Origin of the sequence: Methanoregula sp., from assembly GCF_049510175.1 — an archaeon.
GTDB lineage: Archaea > Halobacteriota > Methanomicrobia > Methanomicrobiales > Methanospirillaceae > Methanoregula.
Map to the genome: position 1 here is coordinate 1 of NZ_JBEKZF010000005.1, position 19,996 is coordinate 19,996.

The following is a 19,996-nucleotide window of genomic DNA, read 5'->3' on the forward strand; positions in this document are numbered from 1 at the left end:
GAAGGATCCTTCAGGATCCTTCGATGGATTAACAAGGTCCGTATGGACCTCGAAGGAGAGAAGGATCCTTCAGGATCCTTCGATGGATTAACAAGGTCCATATGGACCTCGAAGGAAAGAAGGACCATTCAGGGTCCTTCGACAGAATTATGAGGAAAAATCATGATCTTTAACCATCTCCGGGAAGATATCCGGGCAATCTTTTCCAAGGATCCCGCCGCCCGTTCCACTCTTGAGATCCTCATCTGCTACCCCGGGCTCCATGCCCTCTGGTTCCACCGGAGGGCACACTGGCTCTGGAGCCATAACCTGAAATTTTTTGCCAGGTTCGTCTCTCATATCAGCCGCTTCCTGACCGGCATCGAGATCCATCCCGGCGCACAGATCGGCCGGAGGGTTGTCATCGATCACGGCATGGGCGTCGTCATCGGGGAGACTGCTGAGGTGGGCAATGATGTCCTCATCTACATGGGGGTTGTCCTTGGCGGGACGGCCCTTGAGAATGTCAAGCGCCACCCGACCATCGAGGCCGGAGTTATCCTTGGATCCGGCGCCATTATCCTTGGTCCCATCCGGATCGGGAAGGGGGCAAAAGTCGGTGCCGGATCGGTCGTGGTCCGCTCCGTCCCCCCCGGAGCAACGGTTGTTGGTGTGCCGGGCAGGATCGCCGGGCCGGAGCCCGTGTCACCGGACGAAGTAACGGAAGATGTCATGCCCGATCCGATGCTCAGGGTCATAAGCAGGTTGCTGGACCGGCAGAACCAGCTCGAGGAGCGGCTCCGCACCATCGAGCAGGCGGGGCCCGGCCCGGTCACCTCCGTTATCCGGCAGGATTTTGTCTGCGAGAACGAGATCCGCGAAGCATTGAGGGAAGTGATCGATCCCGAAGTGGGCATCGATATCGTCGACCTCGGGCTCATCAAGGAGATACGGGTGAAGGGAACCAGCGCGGAGATCGACATGGTCCTCACCTGCAAAGCCTGCCCCCTCTCCGATCACCTCTCCGGCCAGGTGCAGCGCAGGGTCCTCGGGGTCTGCGGCATCGAGCACGTGACTGTGAATGTGCTTGACGAACCGTGGAACTGGGACCGGTTCGTGAAGCAGCGGGGTGTGCTCAGGCAGATCTGAAAACCGGTGAAATATCGAATAACCGAGCCGGCAAAAGACCGGGACCACCACTGAATCCTTCGTAGCGATCACCGTACTTTGCTGTCATATACCCCTCTGCCATCTGGGAGCGGGCAGAGTTATGGATACAGATAAACAGGATCTTTTTTTTCATAAGTACACCTATATCTTTTCACCACAGCAAAGGGGTGCGTCATTGTCTGCCCAATAACAGCGAAAAAGCAGTGATGTGATGTGACGCAAGCCGGACCACCAGCGAGGACGAATGAACATGACCGGGCGTCTGCATGTTCAGATAGGGGTGCAGCGATTTAGATCCTCGACTGCGTCATATGCATGTCTAACTGGTGCGACACTGATTGCTTTTAGTCCCCGAACCGGATCTTCTGTTTTGGTGCGAAGTTCGTCGCCACCGTCCAGACGTAGGCCTCACCCTTCCTGAGGCGGAAGAGAACCAGCTCGGGGCTCTCTGCTGTCAGGCCGAGATCGGCGAGAAATGGGCGCTCTTTAAAGGACCGGCGTTTCAGAGCCGGGTCGTTTAACCACTCAACTGAACCGGCAGCACGGAGTACGGTTCCGCCCCCGACACCTGGTTTCCAGAAGCCGAGCTCAACACGGGGATTCTTCGTGATCTCCCGGTAAATGTCCTTCTTCGTCATAGTCTGGAAATAGAAACCAGTCTTATCGGCAAACCACATCTGCAGGGGTCACACGCGGGGCTGATCGCCACTCGTCGTAGCCACCCACGCGACCGGGTTCTCGTTTGCAAAGCGGATGCACTCTTCAATGTCCATTGTTTATCACTCTCTCTACATTCTGTAATGCTGAAGATCTTAAAAAAGTCATCACCAGAAGATCCTGGAGACGAAAGCCCGATCCGCTGCTATCATACCTTCAGGACTCCAGCCTTGTTGTTACGTCAGTACCGTTACTATGCCAGGGTAAAGCGAATCGAAAACGAGCACGAGTGAACATGACCGGGCTTCTAGAGTTTTTCTCAAAATTTATCCGGGTTAGATGACTGGATGCCTCCCTGCATCCAGGATGTCGTGCTCCGGGAAGCGTCTTCAAATAGATCCTTCGAGTAATCCTTCGCTATGAAAACAGAATCATGTAAGATCGGCGATGGTGTCTACCGGGTACAGCACCTTGTCAAGCCGGGTGAGGCGGACCTGGGTGAGATGACCGATTGCAGTTCCTTCCGTGCTGCCCGGGCTACCTGCCATCGGGAGTAGTTGCCGGTGCCGGTCAAAAAGGATTTTGCCCCGGCCCTGCGCAGGTGCAAAATCGGATAACTCTCGGGTCCCCTACTTCTTCAGCTTGGTAAGGAACTCGTCGATCTTCTTCCCGTCGAGGATCGACTTTTTCTTCTTCGTATCGGCAGCATCGATCATGGCGTATGCCTCGTCGCAATACTTGTCGAAGAAGGCCCAGTTCATCTGCTGTTTCCGGCCCCAGGTAACACAGACCGGCCCGATTTTGGTGTATCCCGGCACGTATACGTAGTGCCCGTTCTTCTTGTTCGGCGGTTTCGTGGTCAGCGCCCACGGTTTGCCGGCATTGAATTCGGTCATCGCTGAATCCGGGAGGGAAAAACCGAGGCCGGTGCCGATATCTGCATAGACCGTACTTTTGACCTCGTCATGATTTTTCCGGTCGATCTCTGCGAACGCCTTGATCTTGTACACCTTCCCGGCCGCTTTCCAGCCTTTCGTGCGCCAGAGCTTGATAGAGTCGAGGACGTACACCCCGTCCTCAGTCCCGCCGTTCTCCAGGTGCCACTCTTTCAGCACATCTGTTTCGGTGATGGGTAAGATCTTCTTCTGCTCCGCATCTTCGAAGCGAAGTGTCTGGTGGGCCCTGCCCGCGATCACGCAGTCGCCATGATAGTCATTGCCGAACATCGGCGTCGGGATGCCATTGTGCTGGACATCGAAGTCATATTCCGCGGGCAGCCTGGGTGGTGCCTTGAGAATCGCCGACAATTTCAGGTTGCGGGCATCACGCTTCGCCGGCTTTTTGCCGAATTTAACAATCCTGGTCAGGTTCGTGCTTGTTGATGGTGTCATAACGTACCCTCAATTAAATTAATGATATTGAATTGAGCGGATAAAACTTCCTGTCAGGGAGGTCAGCACAAGGAAGGATAGTGGAATAAGCGAGGACGATCCGGCAACAAAATACCCGGCATCAACCCGACCGGTCCCTGATCGTCAGGCTGGCCACGCGGATGGTATTACCGCTCTCCTTGCAGTACGCCTCCACCCGGACAGCAACCCGGCTGACCATACTGCCGGTTGTAAGGATCACCGAGTCGTGCCCCCGCAGCGCCCGGAGGATACACTTGTCGATGACTCCATAGGTGAACTCCAGTGCAATCTGCTCCTGTGCGGCGCATTGCTTTGCCCGCGTACCCATCGCTCCGACCGCAATACCGGGGCGTGCCTTCACCCATGTGGTGAGCGACAACGTCTCCCCTTCGTCCACGTTGCAGACCGTGATAGTGCCTGGTGCGGGGTGGGCATAGGGTTTGCTGAGGTGGTTCTCGATGATATGGACCATGTCGAGGACGCTCCGTGGCTTCCGTTCGGGAATCGTGAACCCACGCTTCCCGAGTTCCGCCGAGAGTTCAAGAAGTGTCGGGACCGAGAGGTGCGCCATGCGGACGTACTTCGTGTTCCCGAACGCCACGTCCGGCACGTCCTCCCGTATGATCTGGCCGTCCATCAGGAGAATGGCCCGTTCAGCCCACGGGTACGCGAGTTCAACATCGTGCGTGGAGATGACGATCGTCTTGCCATCATGGTTCAGTTCATCGAGCAGTTCCATGAGGTCCTCCGAACCGGAAGGATCAAGGCCGCTCGTAGGCTCGTCAAAGACCAGCACGTCAGGGTCCATCGCGAGCACTCCTGCGATCGAGACCCGTTTCTTCTCCCCACCCGAGAGCTGGTGGGGCGGGCGGCGTTCGAATCCCTCAAGGCCGACCTGCCGGAGGGCGACTGCCACCGATTCCCGGACTGCCGGCTCATCATACCCGAGGTTGACCGGGCCAAACGCGACGTCCTGGTACACGGTAGGCGCGATAATCTGCCGGTCCGGGTTCTGCAGCACAAACCCGACCCGTTTCCGGAGCTGGCGGAGGGAGGCTGTATCGTACCGGATCACTTTGTTGTCAAAAAGCATGATCCCGGTGTCAGGACGGATCATTCCATTGAACATCTGGAGCAGCGTAGACTTGCCGGCACCATTGGGACCGACGAGCGCAATCTTCTCGCCCCTCCGTATATGGAAACTGATCCCCGAGATCGCTTCTCGGCCCCGCGGGTAGCGGTACCGGATATCCCGTGCTTCAAGAATAATGCGGCTCATGGTCATCCTCCTATAACAGCGTCATGCCCTGCGATGTGACGACGGCCGCAGATGCCGCCAGCAGGAAGATGCAGAGGGCCAGCAGCGGTCGCAGTTCTACGGGACGATTCTCGCCAAGAAGCGCGAATTTCCCGTCATAGCATCGGGCGTCCATTGCCCGGATCAGGTCGTCCCCGGCATCCCAGCTGGCGATGAAGGCCGCCCCGCACATCATGGAAAAAGTGTGGATCGACTCGCGCCAGCCCGAGTATCCGAGACGCATCACCTGTGCATGGTAGATCTGCTTCACCTGGTCCATGAGGAAGAAGATCGTCCGGTATATGATCATCGCAAGGTCAATGACAACTTCCGGAATACGGCATTGGCGCATGACCGTGAACAGATCGGTCATTGGCGTCGTGAGGGCGATGAAACAGACCCCGGACATCCCCCCGATAATGCGACAGAAAACAAAAAATCCCTGATTGACGCTCTCCCGGGTGATCGACAGCGAGAACCAAGATACGGGATGCCAGATCCAGAACACCGTATCTCCGCCATAGATGAGAACGATTCCGGCTACACTCACCAGAGCAAGAGCTACGAAATGGAGGAAGAGGATCGTATAGGTCTTTACATCCACCCGGGCAAGGAAAAGGATGCCAGATGTAAGGAGAACAACAATAAAAAGGGGAGCAAAATAGCTCGACGAGAGCAGGCAGAGAAGGATCGCACCGGTACCGGCCGTGAGCTTCAAGTATGTGTTGACCTGTCGGATCCCGTTCTTTTGCGCTATGTCCTCGAGAAGATCCTCAAACATAATTCCTACATCCCGGTGTTGTATTTCAGTTATACCTTCTTTTTCTGTCCGATCCAGTAACCAAATACTCCGCCGATCAACATCCCGCCGATAGCTGCCTGAAGACCAAACAGGGTAGACTCAATTTCCGCACTCGGAGGAACCCACTGGGGAATGAGCGGCTGGATCTGTTCCGATGAATTACCGGACGATCCTGAAATTTTCGCCGCTGCAATATCATCGGTTCCGACAAAACCGGCATTTTTCGTTGTTATGCTTGTGTACAGAAATAGTATGCAGAGTGCGGCGATCGCTATCACAGCAAGAATCTCCAGATTATAGTTACGGGCCATCAGCTTCCCTCTTTGCCGCATTAATCGTCTCTTCTGAGAAGATTTTCAGCCGTATAAGAATGTCAGGTTTGAGCTGAATGATATATTTGAATATGAGAGCAAGGACGATCCCTTCGGCGATCGCAATAGGGATCTGGGTTAAGGCAAATACTCCAAGGTACCAGATAAACGAGCTCACGACATCACCGGTTACCGGATGAACAGCGCCGAGTGCCAGTTGGAATGAAGTCACAACATAGGTGGATAAGTCTGCAAAAGCCGTAACAAGAAAAACTGTCGTGTAAATACCGACAGAAGTATTTTTTAGCAGCCGGTAAATCGTATATCCGACTAACGGCCCGATAATTCCCATGGAGACCGTATTCGCACCGAGTGTTGACAGGCCACCATGAGCAAGAAAGAGCGCCTGGAACAGGAGAACGATTATGCACACAATCGATGTGACCCATGGCCCAAAACAAATTGCCGAAAGACCTGTCCCGGTCGGATGAGTTGTGCTCCCAAAAGGAGTCGGGACTTTTAATGATGAAAGAAGAAAGATAAATCCTCCCGTCACGCCAAGCAGAGGAAGCGCTTCCCGGTCAGCACTCGTGATCTGTTTAAGGCGATAGATACCGAAAATGACGCAGGGTAAAGCAATGATCCACCAGATTATACACCATTGCGGTGAGAGGAATCCTTCCATGATATGCATAGTAATACAGGAACAAATTTACTTGCCTTAAGTAAATAAGAGTTGCCTAATACATGCATGACCCTTTTTAAAGACCCGGCCGTCCGAATGGCATAAACAGCACTGCGCGGGCGTGTCCCCTGCCTTCAGCCGAACCTGCCCATTATATTTATCGCATGCCAACCTGATCACCATGAAGCATACAAAGGCCGGTACGGGAAAAACCCCACCGGCACATTCCCCCGGAGGGTTCTTCTCCACCCACCCCTCCCGTGCCGACACCTTCACCGAATCGGTCATCCGGTAGATGACCCGGCTCGCGCTCGCGCACGATGCGATCAACCTTGCGCAGGGCTTCCCGGACTTTCCCTGCCCTCCCGAACTGAAGAAAGCGGCGTGCGAGGCGGTGAACGCCGACATCAACCAGTACACGATCACGTGGGGGGCACAGGACCTCCGATCTGCGCTCGCGGAGCGGGTACGGGAGTTCAACGGCATGCAGTTCGATCCCAAAACGGAGATCACCGTCACCTGCGGATCCACCGAGGCGATGATGGCGTCAATGCTTTCCATCATCCAGCCGTGCGACGAGGTGGTCGTGCCGGAGCCCTTCTACGAGAACTATGGCCCGGATGCACAGATCTCCGGGACCGTCCCACGCTTTGTCCCGCTCGCGGACGATTTCTCCATCGATGAGGAGACGTGGAAGGCCGCCTTCTCGAAAAAGACCCGCGCGGTCATCCTCAACACGCCCAACAACCCGACCGGCAAGATATTCGCGTGAAAGTAACTCGCGTTCATCGCGGACCTCGACATTGACTACGACGCGGGGGCAATCACAGACGGGATCTACGAGCACATCGTCTATGACAGGCACAAACACATCTCCATCGGGTCGCTGCCAGGAATGGAGGACCGGACGATCACGATCGGCAGCTTCTCCAAGACCTACAGTGTCACGGGGTGACGGGTCGGCTATGCCCTCGCGGATGCCGTACTCACCTCCCGCATCCGGAAGATCCACGACTTCCTGACCGTGGGCGCCCCGGCCCCCCTCCAGCAGGCCTGTGTCGCGGCCCTGCAGTTGCCGGCATCGTATTACCGGGACCTGGCAGCCGGGCACGACCGCAAGCGCCGGATCCTCTTCGACAGCCTCGTGGAGACAGGATTTGCGTGCGAGCTACCGGAGGAAGCGTATTACATCTTTACCGACATCAGCTCGTTTGGTATGAGCGATACCGTGTTTGCCCGCCACCTTGTGGAGACGGCCGGTGTCGCCGCGGTCCCGTGCAGCTCGTTCTACTATACGGGCGGGGAGACGAAACTCCGGTTCACCTTCTCCAAGAAGGACGAGACGCTTGAGGAGGCATGCCGGAGGTTGGAAAAATTGGGATAAGAACCTGCCGGGATTACTGGAAAATAGGTTTCAATCTCTTTTTGCGATGACTCCCCGCCACAGGGCCTCTCCGAGGCGGGGCGGGGCAGTGAGGATTTTTTATGAATTTTTTAGTCACTGATCCGCCGCGGGGAGACAATCGTCGTATCAGCGACGATTGGCTTGAGAAAATTCCGAAAGATTCTTCGATTGCGCCCCGTCTGGGGCGGCGGCGTCTATCGTAACAGGAGAAATGGTCAGACCTCAGCCGGGGAACTCTAATCTACCCATCCCGATAATACCAAGTAATACTTTTTCTAGTATTTTTCAAAACGTTAAAAAACAATCAGCAATCATACACTCATCACTGATACTCCATGACCATGGATGACGACCTCTCCCGGATTGGCATCTCGCTGCCGAAAAACCTGCTCGACCGGTTCGATGAAATCCTGAACTACCGGGGCTATTCCTCCCGGTCGGAAGGCATCCGGGACGCGATCCGCACCTACATCACCTACTACCAGTGGATGTCCGATGTCAAAGGCGAGCGGGAAGGCGTCATCACGATGGTCTACGACCACGACCAGCGTAACCTCCTCACCAACCTCACCGATATCGAGCACGAGTACCACGGTCTCATAAAAGCCTCGCTCCACTCGCATGTCACCCATGAACGGTGCCTTGAAGTGATCCTTGTCCATGGCGACGGCACCCAGCTCAAGGCGCTTGCCGAGAAGCTCATGTCCCAGAAAGGCGTGGAGTCGGTGAAGCTGACCACGATCCAGATCGAGGATTAAACCCCATTTTTCCTTTATTTAGCTCAGTAAAAATCATCGAAAAACAGATGACGCTCTTGGAGGCTACGGCAGGTGTTGCCTCCGCCCCCGCCGCTGGGGCAACCCCCAACTGCAATAATCCCCGAACAGGCAATACCCGCAGCATCGCAAAGCGCAGGAGCAGTGGGGACAGGCACTGTCCTCTCCTTTCAAAAGAAGTAATCTAATAATTATTGTTACAAAACAAGGATTTCTACAAAACAAAAAAAGGAGAATATTTACGATTACCCCCTGATTCCCGCATCGTAATGGTGCGGCCCCGGGTGTACGGCCGCTATAAGCGACCTGTCGAAGATCTCGTCCTCCGCGATCGGCCGGGAGATATACCCGAGCACCTGGAGTGTACGGACAAACTTCAGGGTAGAGGCAACATACTCCGCCGGCAGGGCAGCGCAGTATTTCGGCGAGACCCGGTACGTCTCCATGACGAAGTCGGGATCCACCATACCGGTCGTCCCTGCCACGACCCGGGCAGCGGCCCGGGGGTCGTGCCGGATCAGTTCGCAGGCAGCTTCATGGGTATAAAGGAACTTCGTCAGCAGATCCTTCTTTTCAAGCATCTCCCGCATGACGACAATGCCATAACTCGGGTTGAACGGCCAGAGCCGGTCCGACGGTACGACAATACGGGCGCTCCCGTACCGTCGGGCGGTCACCGCAAGGGCCGGCGTACCGGCAGCGGCTGCGATCTCACCCTCCCGGAGGGCATCCGGGAGGAAATCGGCCCACGCGTAGTTCTTCACGGCGATATCCGCGATCCCGTGCTCCCGCAGGAGTTCGCTGACGATCACGTCATGGATAGAGCCTTTCGGGGGTGTGCCGATCGCGTTACCGGAGAACTGGTTAAGGAATTCTTTCATGCTCCTGCACTCCCCGAGCGTGCGGACATCCGTGCCGGCCACCATGACCGTCCCCTCGACATGGCCTCCGGCAATACAGGCAAGGGAGAGCCCGCGGCCGATCCCAATGATCACCGGGGGAAGCCCGATATACCCGAGGTCAAGGTTGCCGTGCTGCATGGCGCTGATGATGTCCGGTCCCGAGGGAAAGAGCGTCCACGTGGCGTCCAGGCCCTGGTCCGCGAGGAGGCTGGTCCCACGGAGCAGGAACGCCGTATGGTACATCGTTGAGAGGTGCCCGATTCTGAGCTGCCCGGATCCTGCCATGGTTCACCCGATCTTCCTTGCCACCGTCATGATCGCCTCGCTGACCACGGAGAGTTCCGGCCGGAGCATCGCAACCGGGATATCGACGATCTTCTCGACAATGGAGGCAAGGATCGGTGCGCAGACAATCCCGGATGCCCCGTCCTTTTCAGCCCGAACTGCGGCGATGATGCATTCCTCGAGGGAGTTTGCGGAATATCCCCGGATCCGGAATGTCTTCCCGTTGACATCCGTCTCGCGGATCTCGAGATTATCGAGCAGGAACCGGGCGGCAATGATCACGATGAAGCGCTCGTGCGCAGGTTCAAGGACAGAGACGATCTTTTTTACCGTCGAGAGACGCGGGTCCCGCTCACCCACTGTGACCTTATAGAGGGTCGAGACCGGGATCCCGGTCAGCTCCGCGAGATCCTTCACGCTCATGTTCTTCCGCTCCAGCTCCTCGTTCAGGGCCGCGGTAAAATCCGTCTCGAAAATCCTCTTTGACAACATATTAACCTATAAGTGATACTAACATGGTTATAATTATTACTATAAGGTTAATTTTTCTGGCAAATTGAAAAGTTATATGAACATGCGTGCTATCATCCTAAGTATGTGCAGCGAACAGTTCATGGAACTCACCGTACTTCCCGGCACCAACCGGTGCGGAGAGATAGAGGGGTTTGACCGGATTACCCTTCACCCGGGGGATACCGTCTCGATTGTCGGGTCGACCGGATCCGGCAAATCGGCATTCATCAATGATATCGAGGTGCTCGCCCAGGGGGACACCGTCACCGGCCGCTCCATCCTGATCAATGGTGCCCCGCCGTCCGACGAGATGGTCCGGGACCCGGCAAAAAAGCCCATCGCCCTCATCACCCAGAACACCCGTGTCATCGCTGACCTCACGGTCTGCCGGTTCCTCGCCCTCCATATCAGGGCACGGGACACGTACGCCCTGGAGCTTATCAAGAGAACTGTAGCGCTTGCAAACGAATTTACCGGGGAGAAAATCTCCGAGTCCATGCGGATGACCTCACTCTCCGGGGGGCAGACCCGCTCGCTCCTCATCGCTGACGCCATCATGATCGGGCAGACCCCCATCCTCCTCCTCGATGAAGTGGAGAACGCAGGGATCTTCAAGGAGAAGGTGATCCGGTGCCTGAAACACTACCACAAGGCGGTCATCTTTGTCACCCATGACCCTCTGCTCGCCATGATCACCGATCGGCGGATTGTCATGAAGAACGGTGCGGTCACCGGTGTCATCGAACCGGACGGGGCCGAGCGGGAGATGGTCTCGCACATTGCCGGTATCGACGCCTTTCTCGTGGAACTACGGGAGAGAATACGGGCCGGTGACCTGATCAGGAGCGATCATCTTCCCGGGAATAAACCCCTTGTACCGGCATGAAACTCATCATTGTTGCCGGGCCTCCCAGTGCCGGGAAGACTGCGGTGATCCGGCAGATCATCAGGGAGTTCCGAAAGCAGGACCCGGCCTTCCTCAAAATCGATGTGGTAAGGGCGTTTGAGGACGAGGAGCTTCGGGAGGAGTTCGGCATCCCCGCCCGCAAGGTGTACTCGGGCGACCTCTGCCCGGACCACATGGGCATCATGATCATGCGGGATGCGATCCGATGGGCTGAAGGGATCAGCGCCGGCATCCTCATCATCGAGAGCGCCGGCCTCTGCCTCCGCTGCACTCCCTATACCACCCAGTCGTTCGGCATCGCGGTCCTCTCCGCGGTCTCCGGGAGCAACACGCCGCTCAAGATGGCTCCCATGATTGCCCTTGCCGATGTGGCTGTTGTCACCAAGACGGACCTGGTCTCACAGGCGGAAAAGGAGGTGTTCCGGGAGTGCATCCGGATGGTCACGCCGAATATCGATATCATCGAGACCAATGCGATCCAGGGAACCGGGATGCGGTACCTGATGCAGGCAATCGCGAGACACCCGGATATCGCAGATGCAGAAACGATCACCCTTCGCGGGACGCCGCCCCTCGGGGTCTGCACCATCTGCATTGGCAAGAAAGAGATCGGGTGGCAACACCATTTCGGCGTCATCCGCCCGCTCGATGAGGCGGATAACATCTACCGGGGCGACTGAGTATGGCGTGGGTTCCCCCGGGGAAGGACTGCGGCGCCTGCGGATCGGCAAGCTGCGGGGAGTTCGGGATACGGGTCGCTGCCGGTGAAAAGGCGTTGGCAGACTGCCCGTTTTATACGTGTTCTGATGGCAGGGCTCCGGAAAAGGCGGACTATTCCGGTACTGACGTGCTGGGAAACCGGTACGATTTCGTACTCACCGCCCTGCCGGGCGAACCGTCGGCCCGCAAGTTCGTGGTGCCCTTCCGGGCAGATCTCGTCGAGCGCTGGGACATACGCCCCGGCGAGATCGTCACCGGTCGCCCGGCAGGCCCCGGCTGCCCGGTTTATCATGCCCTGAGAGTGCTCTCCGCCAACCCGGTCACCGGTGTGCTCGGGTGCCACACGGTCGGCCCGCTCGCGGCCCGCAGGGAGAAGGGGAAGGTACACGATGTGCAGGCCTACTATGTCCATGCCTTCGAGGGAATTGCGCATGTGATCGCACGACCACCGGTGCTTGGGGCCCGCCAGCGGTTCCTGCCGGGATTCTGCATGATGTACCTGTCGCATACCGCAGTTGTGAACATGGTCCTGAAAAAGAAGGAGGGCATCCATGTCAGGCTCGAGGACATCAGGATACAGTGAGCTGATCGAATGATACCCAAGTACCGTATCCGTTGCGTGGAGGGGAACGAGATCGTTGAGAATATCACCCGCCTTTCCTGCACGCACGACCATAACTCCCTGCTCAGGACCGAGTACTGCAGCAGGAAACTCCACCTCGCACCCCACAAGGGAGTCTACCGATACCTGGCATGGCTCCCGGTCACTGCCCCGCTCCTCCCGTCAGGGGGGCCGGTCACGTTCACGAACGATGAACTCTCCCGCGAGCTCGGGCTGTCAAACCTCGTCCTCTCCTTCTCCGGGTATTTCCCGGAGATCGGGGCTGACCTGACCACCGGCTCGTTCAAGGAACTGGAGGCCTCGCCCACGATGCAGCGCCTGAAGGAACTGGGCAGCATGATTCCGGTGATCGCTTCGGCGGGGAACACCGGCAGGGCATTTGCCGGACTCTCGGCCCGGTGCAGAAGGCCGGTCGTGATCGTCATCCCGGAAAAGGCCATCCCCCGGCTCTGGACAACAGAGCCGGCAGGGGATATCTTCCTCGTCGCCGTAAAGGGGGATTATTCGGATGCGATTGCCGTGAGTAATACACTCGCCGCGGTCCCGGGGTGCGTACCGGAAGGCGGGGCGAGGAACGTGGCCCGGAGGGACGGCATGGGTACCGTGGTGCTCGATGCAGCGGTGACCACGGGCAGGATCCCCGATCACTACTTCCAGGCAGTGGGGAGCGGTACCGGGGCGATCGCCGCCTGGGAAGCCTCATTGCGGCTAATCCGCGACGGGAACTATGGCAGGACACTCCCCAGGCTCCACCTTGCCCAGAACAAACCGTTCATTCCCATTGTCTCGGCCTGGGCAGCGAAACGGCGCGAGATCCTTCCTGCCACGGACATGCCGGATCCGGCGGGGACGATTGCACAGGTAATGTCCGATGTACTGACGAACCGGAATCCGCCGTACAGTATCCGCGGGGGATTGTTCGATGCGCTGCAGGCAACGAACGGACAGATGTACGGCGTGTCGAACACGGCAGGCACCACGGCGATGAGGCTTGTCAGAGACACCGTTGGAATCGATCTGGACCCTGCCGCAGCGGTTGCCACCGCTTCCCTTGTCCAGGCTGTAGAAAAAGATATCATCGGTCCTGATGACCATATTCTCCTGAACCTCACAGGAGGGGGGTACGAACGTATACGGGAGGATTTCGCTCTCCATCCGGTCAGTCCTTCCGCGACCATAATACCGGGTGAGCCGCAGGAAGAGCTGGTCAAGATACTCAGGGAGTGGATCGCACATCATGGATGAAAACCAGATCGTTGCCGAGCTGAAAGGGCAGGGGATCGACCTTGTCTGCGCCATACCCTGCGACCGGGCCAAGGGCCTGTTCTTCCGGCTCCCGGAAGAGTTCCGGCATATCGGCCTTACACGGGAAGAGGACGGTGTGGGCATCTCCGCAGGGGCATACCTTGCCGGTGCCCGCCCCCTGATCGCCCTCCAGAGCTCAGGCCTCGGGAATATGCTCAATGCGATCCTGTCGCTGACGACAACATTCGGCCTGCCGCTCCCGATCCTTGCCAGCTGGCGGGGCGGGGCGGATGAAGTGATCCCGGCCCAGATCCCGTTCAACCGCCCCCTCCCCCGGATCCTCGTCGCGGCAGGCATCCCCTGCACGATCGTCTCCAACCGTACCAGCCCCCGGGAGATCGGCGAGGCGATTGCAGCAGCGTACAGGAACCATACCCCGCACGTCATCCTCGTCCGCCCCCGGTGCCTTGAGGAGACCGGCTGTGCATCGTCCACCATGACCGCCGGCGCGACCGCGTGTCGTCCGGTAAGTTTCACCTACACTCAGGAGTGGAAGACGCCGGTGATGACCCGGTTCGATGCGATCAAGATCATCGCCGCCCGGACGGACGGCGAGGTCCTGGTGTCGAATATCGGTGTCCCCTCAAAGGAACTGTATGCTGCAAAGGACCGTCGTGAGAACTTCTACATGCTGGGAAGTTACACCCAAGCATCGTCCATCGGTCTTGGCATCGCGGCCATCCGGCCGGACAGACGGGTGATCGTCATCGATGGTGACGGAAGCCTGCTCGGTTCCTCGATCCTGCCGGTCATCGGGGGAGTCGCACCGGAAAACCTCACGATCGTCGGTCTGGACAACGGGGTCTTTGGCAGCACCGGCAACCAGCCGCGCCCGGGATGCGATACCGCCGACCTCCGGCTGCTGGCAATGGGGGCGGGTTTCGGGCAGACATGGACCGTACACGAACCGGAGGAACTGGCGTCCGCACTTGCTGCGTCAGCCCGGGGTGGCCCCGCATTCATCCATGCCCGGATTAAGCCGGGCAACAGCGATGTCCCGAATATTCCTCTTGAACCGGCACAGATACGGGACCGGTTCCGGACGGCATTGGGGGGCAACAGATAAACGCTGGCGAAAGGTTAAATGGGTCAGAGCCACCCTATCACATTTATGCGAATAGGGTTGTCCGTCCTGTTGGTAGTCGTGGGTGTCGTTCTTATCGCAGGCTGCATTCAGTTGCCCGGAGTACATATCCTCGGGAATGCCCCGGACCCTCTCATCGGGCAGTGGGTCGGCGGGGAACTGCCTGCCTCTGACCTGCACGTGATCCTCTATGAGAACCAGAGCTACATTTACCGGAGCTTTTACTTAAACCAGGGAGAGAAGACCGAGTCCGGAATCTGGTCCCGGGATGACAGCGGACGTTTCTTTCTGCAATCCGCATCCGGAAATATCACGGGGTGGGTATACGATCCGGGTGATGACTCAATATACCTGACTGGACTCCCGCAGAGAAAATATTACCGGTCCAGGGAGTGATGATGTACTGCCCGGCATGCTCCGGATTTATCCGCGCGATCGTAAGTTTTTATATACGAGAGTGTTGGAAGTAAACTTCCATCAAAGGTGCCTTTTTCGTCATAATTGTTCCAGTTCGGCGAGTTTCATACAGCATCAGAATTGTCAATGGACATATATACTTAAAATCAGCACGCTGGTAATGTGAGTTCTCCGGACCCCAGGATCCGGGTCGTATCTCCAGCAAGGCGGTCACGCTATGACCACAGGCAACCTTCAATCGACGATAAAAAAGCAGATCAAACCGGCAATCGTCATCTTTTTCCTCCTCACGCTTGTCACGGGGATTGTGTATCCCCTGTTTGTCACCGGCATCGCCCAGGTGATCTTTCCTGTACAGGCCAACGGAAACCTCCTCGAACATAACGGCAAGGTTGTGGGTTCGGCACTGGTAGGGCAGCCGTTCGATTCCCCCAATTATTTCTGGGGCCGCCTCTCAGCCACCTCCCCGGTGCCCTACAATGCCGGTGCATCATCCGGCTCGAATCTCGGACCGAATAATCCTGCGCTCATCGATGCCGTGAAAGCCCGTGCCGGTGCCCTGCATGCAGCAGACCCCGGGAATACGCAGTTGATTCCCGTGGATCTGGTCACTGCCTCGGGCAGCGGCCTCGATCCTGATATTTCGATCGCAGCAGCCGAGTACCAGGTCCCCCGCATTGCCCGTGAACGGAACCTGAGTGAACAGGACGTCCATGCGTTGGTCGGGCAGCAGATCGAACCCCGCCAGTTCGGCATCTTCGGAGAGCCCCGGGTCAACGTCCTGTCCCTGAACCTTGCACTCGATGACCTCAGTGCGGGTCGCATCGCGGTCTCGTCCCAGCCATTGTCGTGGTCTGCCCAGCTCCAGATCTATTTCCAGACCCCCGTACTGGGCATGCGGATGTCAGACTGGATCCAGATCGTCCTTTTCATCATCGTCATTGCCCTCTGCGTCGTCCCGCTCGGAGGATGGATGGCAAAGGTATTTACCGGTAAGCCCAATTTCCTGACGCCGGTTATTGATGGTGTCGAACAGAAATTCCTTGCTCTGGGAGGCGTGGACGGGACTGCGGAGATGGACTGGAAGGAGTTTGCCGTCGCCCTCATGGTCTTCACCGTACCCTGTATCCTCGTCGTCTTCTTCCTCCAGCTCGTCCAGCAGTTCCTCCCGCTCAATCCCGCCGGGCTTGGTGCCGTGCCCTGGGACCTTTCCCTGAATACCGCAGTCAGTTTTGCCACCAACACCAACTGGCAGGCGTATGTGCCGGAAGTCACCGTCAGTTACTTCACCCAGATGGCCGGGCTCGCTGTCCAGAACTTCCTGTCGGCAGCAAAAGGTATGGCCGTGCTGGTGGCGCTCATCTTTGCGTTCTCCCGGCGGTCAGGCACCACCATCGGCAACTTCTGGGTGCTCCTCATCCGGAGCGTCATGATCCTGCTGCCCGTCTGCCTTGCGATCGCGATCGTGCTGGTGTCGCAGGGCGTCCCGCAGACATTCAACGGCCCGGTCACGGTCCCGCTTCTCAACCCGGTGAATGACAGCAACGGGATGCTCGTCACAACGCAGACGATCCCGCTCGGGCCGGTGGCGTCCCAGATCGCGATCAAGCAGCTGGGCACGAACGGGGGAGGCTTCTACAATGCCAATTCCGCCCACCCGCTCGAGAACCCCACGCCGTTCTCCAACTTCCTCGAGATGCTTGCGATCCTCTTCATCCCCACGGCACTCTGTTACACCTTCGGGAAGATGATCGGGTCGGGGCGCAAAGGCATCGCCCTGCTGATGGCGATGACCATCATGTTCCTGCCGCTTGCCGGTATCGCGATCTGGTCCGAGCTTGGAGGGAACCCGGCATTCACTGCACTGGGCATCGACCAGAACCCCGGGCATGCACAGCCGGGAGGGAACATGGAGGGAAAGGAAGTCCGGTTCGGGATCGTCCCGTCGGCATTCTTCTCCGTGGTCACGACCGTCACGTCCTGCGGTGCGGTCAACTCGATGCATGACTCCTTCATGCCGCTTGGCGGGCTGGTCCAGATGTTCGATATGCAGCTCGGGGAGGTGGTCTATGGCGGCGTGGGCTCGGGACTCTACGGCATGCTCGTCTTTGCCATCATCGCCATGTTCATTGCCGGCCTGATGGTAGGCCGGACCCCGGAACTCTATGGCAAGAAGATCGAACAGAACGAGATGAAGCTCTCTACCATCATCATTCTCGTCCCGATCTTCCTGATCCTCATCCTCACATCCCTCGCAGTGCTGACGGATGCCGGCAGGGCGGGGGTCTTCAACCCGGGACCGCACGGGTTCTCCGAGATCCTGTACGCCTTCTCGTCCACGTCCCAGAACAATGGCAGCGCCTTTGCAGGATTGTCGGCAAACAGCCTCTTCTATAATCTCACGACGGCATTTGCCATGTTCGTCGGACGGTACCTCGTGGCCATCCTGACCCTCGCCCTTGCAGGTGCACTCGTGGCAAAGAAGATCGTCCCTGCAGGTGAAGGTACCCTGCGGGACCACCGCCCGCTCTTCATTATCTGGCTGGTGTTTGTCATCCTCATTATCGGGGGCCTGAGTTTCCTGCCTGCCCTCTCGCTGGGGCCTGTTGCGGAATACATGAGTATGATTGCCGGAGGTATGATCCATGTCTGAACACGGGAAGACAAAAAATGCCTATGATACCCCAGGGCTCTACCGGAGGGCAGTGATCGATGCATTCCTCAAACTGGATCCCCGCACCCTGATCCGGAACCCGGTAATGTTCACGGTGGAAGCCGGGAGCGTGATCACCACGCTGCTCTGGCTCCAGGCCCTGGCCGGGGCGGGCGAGGCCCCTGCCGGTTTCATCGGTGCAGTCTCGGCCTGGCTCTGGTTCACCGTACTGTTTGCAAACTTTGCTGAGGCGCTTGCCGAAGGCAGGGGGAAGGCACAGGCCGAATCCCTGCGAAAGATGCGGCAGGATACATCGGCAAAGAAACTTCATCCGGGCCACGTGATAACCAAGGGAAAGGAACCCACATCCCTCGATTATATCGAAGTCTCATCCTCCACCCTCTGTAAGTCCGATCTCTTCTATGTCCGGGCAGGGGACACGATCCCGGTCGACGGGGAGATCATCGAGGGGATCGCATCCGTCAACGAGAGCGCTATCACCGGGGAGAGCGCACCGGTCATCCGCGAGTCCGGAGGGGACCGGAGTGCAGTCACGGGAGGGACCGCGATCCTGTCTGACTGGCTCATTGTCAGGGTCAGCGCGAACCCGGGCGAAGGGTTCCTCGATCACATGATCAGCCTCATCGAAGGGGCAAAACGGCAGAAGACCCCCAACGAGATTGCCCTCAACATCCTCCTTGTCGGCCTGACCGCGGTCTTTATCGTGGTCTCCGCCAGCCTCTACGCCTTCTCGCATTACAGTGTCGGGGCTGCCGGCGCGGGCACGACCGTGACGATCACGGTCCTTGTCGCCCTCTTCGTCTGCCTCGCACCGACGACGATTGGCGGGCTGCTCAGCGCGATCGGGATCGCCGGCATGGACCGCCTGATCCAGCGCAACGTGATCACGACCTCCGGCCGGGCCATCGAAGCCGCCGGGGACGTGGATGTCCTCCTGCTCGATAAGACCGGGACGATTACGCTGGGAAACCGGCAGGCCATGGAACTGATCCCGGTCGATAACACCGACATCATGGATCTCGCCGAGACCGCACAGCTCGCCTCCCTTGCCGATGAGACGCCCGAAGGCCGGAGCATCGTCGTGCTTGTCAAGGAAAAATACAATCTCCGCGGCCGGTCGGTCGCGTCCACCGACACCGGCACCGATACCCGGTTCATCCCGTTCACGAGCCAGACACGGATGAGCGGGGTTGACCAGGGAGAACTCCGCATCCGCAAGGGTGCGGCAGACGTCATGTTCCGGTATATCGGATCGCAGGGCCACACCATCTCCGACAGTCTCCGCCAGACCGTGGACGCAATCGCCGGTGCCGGCGGAACGCCCCTCGTCGTGGCACGGAACGGAACGGCCCTGGGCGTGATACACCTCAAGGACATTGTCAAGGGGGGCATCAAGGAGCGGTTCGTCCAGCTTCGGAAGATGGGGATCAAGACCATCATGATCACCGGGGACAACCGCCTCACGGCAGCCACCATCGCGGCAGAAGCCGGGGTGGACGATTTCCTTGCAGAGGCTACGCCCGAGAGCAAGCTGAAACTCATACGGGAGTACCAGACCGGCGGGCGGATGGTCGCGATGACCGGGGACGGGACCAACGATGCCCCTGCCCTCGCCCAGGCGGATGTCGCCGTGGCGATGAATACCGGCACCCAGCCGGCCCGGGAAGCGGCAAACATGATCGACCTGGACTCCAATCCCACGAAATTGATCGAGATCGTGGAGATCGGAAAGCAGCTCCTGATGACCCGGGGGGCACTGACCACCTTCTCCATTGCAAATGACATCGCAAAGTATTTCGCCATCATACCGGTCGCGTTCGCCTCGACCTATCCGTCCCTTGCCTCCCTCAACGTCCTCGGGCTGCACAACGGTATCCTCTCGGCGGTGATCTTCAATGCCATTATTATCGTCCTCCTCATCCCGCTCGCCCTGCGCGGCGTGAAATACCGGGCCATGTCGGCAGAAGAGGCGCTGCGCAACAACATCCTCATCTACGGTGCCGGAGGACTTATTGCCCCGTTCATCGGAATAAAAATCATTGATATGCTGCTGATGCTCCTGGGAGTGTGAGG

19 protein-coding genes and 1 pseudogene are annotated in these 19,996 nt (G+C 58.0%); 12 read left to right on the plus strand and 8 right to left on the minus strand.

Annotated elements, in window-relative coordinates; translation table 11 throughout:
* Positions 1–162 precede the first annotated feature (162 nt).
* Positions 163–1,128, plus strand: a complete 966-nt coding sequence (cysE, locus tag ABSG49_RS07840; RefSeq protein WP_424025570.1) for a serine O-acetyltransferase — start codon at positions 163–165, stop codon at positions 1,126–1,128.
* A gap of 365 nt (positions 1,129–1,493) precedes the next feature.
* Here cysE and ABSG49_RS07845 read toward each other — a convergent pair whose 3' ends face one another.
* The 6 genes from ABSG49_RS07845 to ABSG49_RS07870 all read right to left on the minus strand — a co-directional run bounded on the left by ABSG49_RS07845 (position 1,494) and on the right by ABSG49_RS07870 (position 6,322).
* On the minus strand, positions 1,494–1,787 hold the full coding sequence (locus tag ABSG49_RS07845; protein ID WP_490356191.1) for a hypothetical protein: 294 nt from the start codon (positions 1,785–1,787) through the stop codon (positions 1,494–1,496).
* A gap of 648 nt (positions 1,788–2,435) precedes the next feature.
* Positions 2,436–3,197 (minus strand): hypothetical protein, encoded by a 762-nt coding sequence (locus ABSG49_RS07850; protein ID WP_424025572.1) that lies wholly within the window; start codon positions 3,195–3,197, stop codon positions 2,436–2,438.
* Between the two features lie 121 nt (positions 3,198–3,318).
* Complete coding sequence (locus ABSG49_RS07855) at positions 3,319–4,497, minus strand: energy-coupling factor ABC transporter ATP-binding protein (RefSeq protein WP_424025573.1); 1,179 nt, start codon at positions 4,495–4,497, stop codon at positions 3,319–3,321.
* A gap of 10 nt (positions 4,498–4,507) precedes the next feature.
* Entirely contained in the window at positions 4,508–5,296 is a 789-nt protein-coding gene (cbiQ, locus tag ABSG49_RS07860; protein WP_424025574.1) for a cobalt ECF transporter T component CbiQ, read from the minus strand.
* Positions 5,297–5,325: 29 nt separating this feature from the next.
* Positions 5,326–5,628, minus strand: coding sequence for an energy-coupling factor ABC transporter substrate-binding protein (locus tag ABSG49_RS07865; RefSeq protein WP_424025575.1), 303 nt, complete (start codon positions 5,626–5,628; stop codon positions 5,326–5,328).
* Positions 5,618–6,322 carry an energy-coupling factor ABC transporter permease gene (locus tag ABSG49_RS07870; protein WP_424025576.1) on the minus strand — a complete coding sequence of 235 codons (705 nt, stop codon included), beginning with the start codon at positions 6,320–6,322 and terminating at the stop codon, positions 5,618–5,620. The genes ABSG49_RS07865 and ABSG49_RS07870 overlap by 11 nt, the downstream gene beginning before the upstream one ends.
* Positions 6,323–6,608: 286 nt before the next feature.
* On the opposite strand from ABSG49_RS07870, the gene ABSG49_RS07875 reads away from it, so the two are divergent.
* From ABSG49_RS07875 to nikR, 3 genes and pseudogenes are all read left to right on the plus strand, one after another.
* On the plus strand, positions 6,609–7,085 hold the full coding sequence (locus ABSG49_RS07875) for a pyridoxal phosphate-dependent aminotransferase (RefSeq protein ID WP_424025577.1): 477 nt from the start codon (positions 6,609–6,611) through the stop codon (positions 7,083–7,085).
* A gap of 195 nt (positions 7,086–7,280) precedes the next feature.
* A pseudogene (locus tag ABSG49_RS07880) lies at positions 7,281–7,697 on the plus strand (aminotransferase class I/II-fold pyridoxal phosphate-dependent enzyme); the annotation flags it as partial.
* A 356-nt stretch (positions 7,698–8,053) separates the two neighbouring features.
* A complete protein-coding gene (gene nikR, locus ABSG49_RS07885) occupies positions 8,054–8,476 on the plus strand; it encodes a nickel-responsive transcriptional regulator NikR (RefSeq protein WP_424025578.1) in 423 nt (140 codons plus the stop codon).
* Between the two features lie 263 nt (positions 8,477–8,739).
* Here the strand turns inward: nikR and ABSG49_RS07890 are convergent, their stop codons facing one another.
* Both ABSG49_RS07890 and ABSG49_RS07895 read right to left on the minus strand, forming a co-directional pair.
* Positions 8,740–9,681 carry an ABC transporter substrate-binding protein gene (locus ABSG49_RS07890; protein ID WP_424025579.1) on the minus strand — a complete coding sequence of 314 codons (942 nt, stop codon included), beginning with the start codon at positions 9,679–9,681 and terminating at the stop codon, positions 8,740–8,742.
* A 3-nt stretch (positions 9,682–9,684) separates the two neighbouring features.
* A complete protein-coding gene (locus tag ABSG49_RS07895) occupies positions 9,685–10,173 on the minus strand; it encodes a helix-turn-helix domain-containing protein (RefSeq protein WP_424025580.1) in 489 nt (162 codons plus the stop codon).
* Positions 10,174–10,255: 82 nt separating this feature from the next.
* Here ABSG49_RS07895 and ABSG49_RS07900 point away from each other — a divergent pair, with 82 nt between their 5' ends.
* The 8 genes from ABSG49_RS07900 (at position 10,256) to kdpB (ending at position 19,994) form a co-directional block, all read left to right on the plus strand.
* Positions 10,256–11,080: an ATP-binding cassette domain-containing protein gene (locus ABSG49_RS07900; protein WP_424025581.1), complete on the plus strand. Its 825-nt coding sequence runs from the start codon at positions 10,256–10,258 to the stop codon at positions 11,078–11,080.
* Entirely contained in the window at positions 11,077–11,781 is a 705-nt protein-coding gene (locus ABSG49_RS07905) for a GTP-binding protein (RefSeq protein WP_424025582.1), read from the plus strand. The genes ABSG49_RS07900 and ABSG49_RS07905 overlap by 4 nt, the downstream gene beginning before the upstream one ends.
* A gap of 2 nt (positions 11,782–11,783) precedes the next feature.
* Complete coding sequence (locus tag ABSG49_RS07910; protein ID WP_424025583.1) at positions 11,784–12,404, plus strand: (Fe-S)-binding protein; 621 nt, start codon at positions 11,784–11,786, stop codon at positions 12,402–12,404.
* Between the two features lie 9 nt (positions 12,405–12,413).
* Complete coding sequence (locus tag ABSG49_RS07915) at positions 12,414–13,688, plus strand: cysteate synthase (protein WP_424025584.1); 1,275 nt, start codon at positions 12,414–12,416, stop codon at positions 13,686–13,688.
* Positions 13,681–14,814, plus strand: coding sequence for a sulfopyruvate decarboxylase subunit beta (gene comE / locus ABSG49_RS07920; protein WP_424025585.1), 1,134 nt, complete (start codon positions 13,681–13,683; stop codon positions 14,812–14,814). The genes ABSG49_RS07915 and comE overlap by 8 nt, the downstream gene beginning before the upstream one ends.
* Before the next feature lie 45 nt (positions 14,815–14,859).
* Entirely contained in the window at positions 14,860–15,228 is a 369-nt protein-coding gene (locus ABSG49_RS07925) for a hypothetical protein (protein ID WP_424025586.1), read from the plus strand.
* Between the two features lie 238 nt (positions 15,229–15,466).
* Positions 15,467–17,902 (plus strand): potassium-transporting ATPase subunit KdpA, encoded by a 2,436-nt coding sequence (gene kdpA / locus ABSG49_RS07930; RefSeq protein ID WP_424025587.1) that lies wholly within the window; start codon positions 15,467–15,469, stop codon positions 17,900–17,902.
* Complete coding sequence (gene kdpB, locus ABSG49_RS07935; RefSeq protein WP_424025588.1) at positions 17,895–19,994, plus strand: potassium-transporting ATPase subunit KdpB; 2,100 nt, start codon at positions 17,895–17,897, stop codon at positions 19,992–19,994. The genes kdpA and kdpB overlap by 8 nt, the downstream gene beginning before the upstream one ends.
* The last annotated feature ends 2 nt before the right edge of the window (positions 19,995–19,996 follow it).

Excerpts from the sequence above, each read along its gene's own strand:
- cysE (WP_424025570.1), top strand. The coding sequence starts at position 163 with ATGATCTTTAACCATCTCCGGGAAGATATCCGGGCAATCTTTTCCAAG.
- ABSG49_RS07845 (WP_490356191.1), bottom strand. The coding sequence starts at position 1,787 with ATGACGAAGAAGGACATTTACCGGGAGATCACGAAGAATCCCCGTGTT.
- ABSG49_RS07850 (WP_424025572.1), bottom strand. The coding sequence starts at position 3,197 with ATGACACCATCAACAAGCACGAACCTGACCAGGATTGTTAAATTCGGC.
- ABSG49_RS07855 (WP_424025573.1), bottom strand. The coding sequence starts at position 4,497 with ATGAGCCGCATTATTCTTGAAGCACGGGATATCCGGTACCGCTACCCG.
- cbiQ (WP_424025574.1), bottom strand. The coding sequence starts at position 5,296 with ATGTTTGAGGATCTTCTCGAGGACATAGCGCAAAAGAACGGGATCCGA.
- ABSG49_RS07865 (WP_424025575.1), bottom strand. The coding sequence starts at position 5,628 with ATGGCCCGTAACTATAATCTGGAGATTCTTGCTGTGATAGCGATCGCC.
- ABSG49_RS07870 (WP_424025576.1), bottom strand. The coding sequence starts at position 6,322 with ATGCATATCATGGAAGGATTCCTCTCACCGCAATGGTGTATAATCTGG.
- ABSG49_RS07875 (WP_424025577.1), top strand. The coding sequence starts at position 6,609 with ATGACCCGGCTCGCGCTCGCGCACGATGCGATCAACCTTGCGCAGGGC.
- nikR (WP_424025578.1), top strand. The coding sequence starts at position 8,054 with ATGACCATGGATGACGACCTCTCCCGGATTGGCATCTCGCTGCCGAAA.
- ABSG49_RS07890 (WP_424025579.1), bottom strand. The coding sequence starts at position 9,681 with ATGGCAGGATCCGGGCAGCTCAGAATCGGGCACCTCTCAACGATGTAC.
- ABSG49_RS07895 (WP_424025580.1), bottom strand. The coding sequence starts at position 10,173 with ATGTTGTCAAAGAGGATTTTCGAGACGGATTTTACCGCGGCCCTGAAC.
- ABSG49_RS07900 (WP_424025581.1), top strand. The coding sequence starts at position 10,256 with ATGCGTGCTATCATCCTAAGTATGTGCAGCGAACAGTTCATGGAACTC.
- ABSG49_RS07905 (WP_424025582.1), top strand. The coding sequence starts at position 11,077 with ATGAAACTCATCATTGTTGCCGGGCCTCCCAGTGCCGGGAAGACTGCG.
- ABSG49_RS07910 (WP_424025583.1), top strand. The coding sequence starts at position 11,784 with ATGGCGTGGGTTCCCCCGGGGAAGGACTGCGGCGCCTGCGGATCGGCA.
- ABSG49_RS07915 (WP_424025584.1), top strand. The coding sequence starts at position 12,414 with ATGATACCCAAGTACCGTATCCGTTGCGTGGAGGGGAACGAGATCGTT.
- comE (WP_424025585.1), top strand. The coding sequence starts at position 13,681 with ATGGATGAAAACCAGATCGTTGCCGAGCTGAAAGGGCAGGGGATCGAC.
- ABSG49_RS07925 (WP_424025586.1), top strand. The coding sequence starts at position 14,860 with ATGCGAATAGGGTTGTCCGTCCTGTTGGTAGTCGTGGGTGTCGTTCTT.
- kdpA (WP_424025587.1), top strand. The coding sequence starts at position 15,467 with ATGACCACAGGCAACCTTCAATCGACGATAAAAAAGCAGATCAAACCG.
- kdpB (WP_424025588.1), top strand. The coding sequence starts at position 17,895 with ATGTCTGAACACGGGAAGACAAAAAATGCCTATGATACCCCAGGGCTC.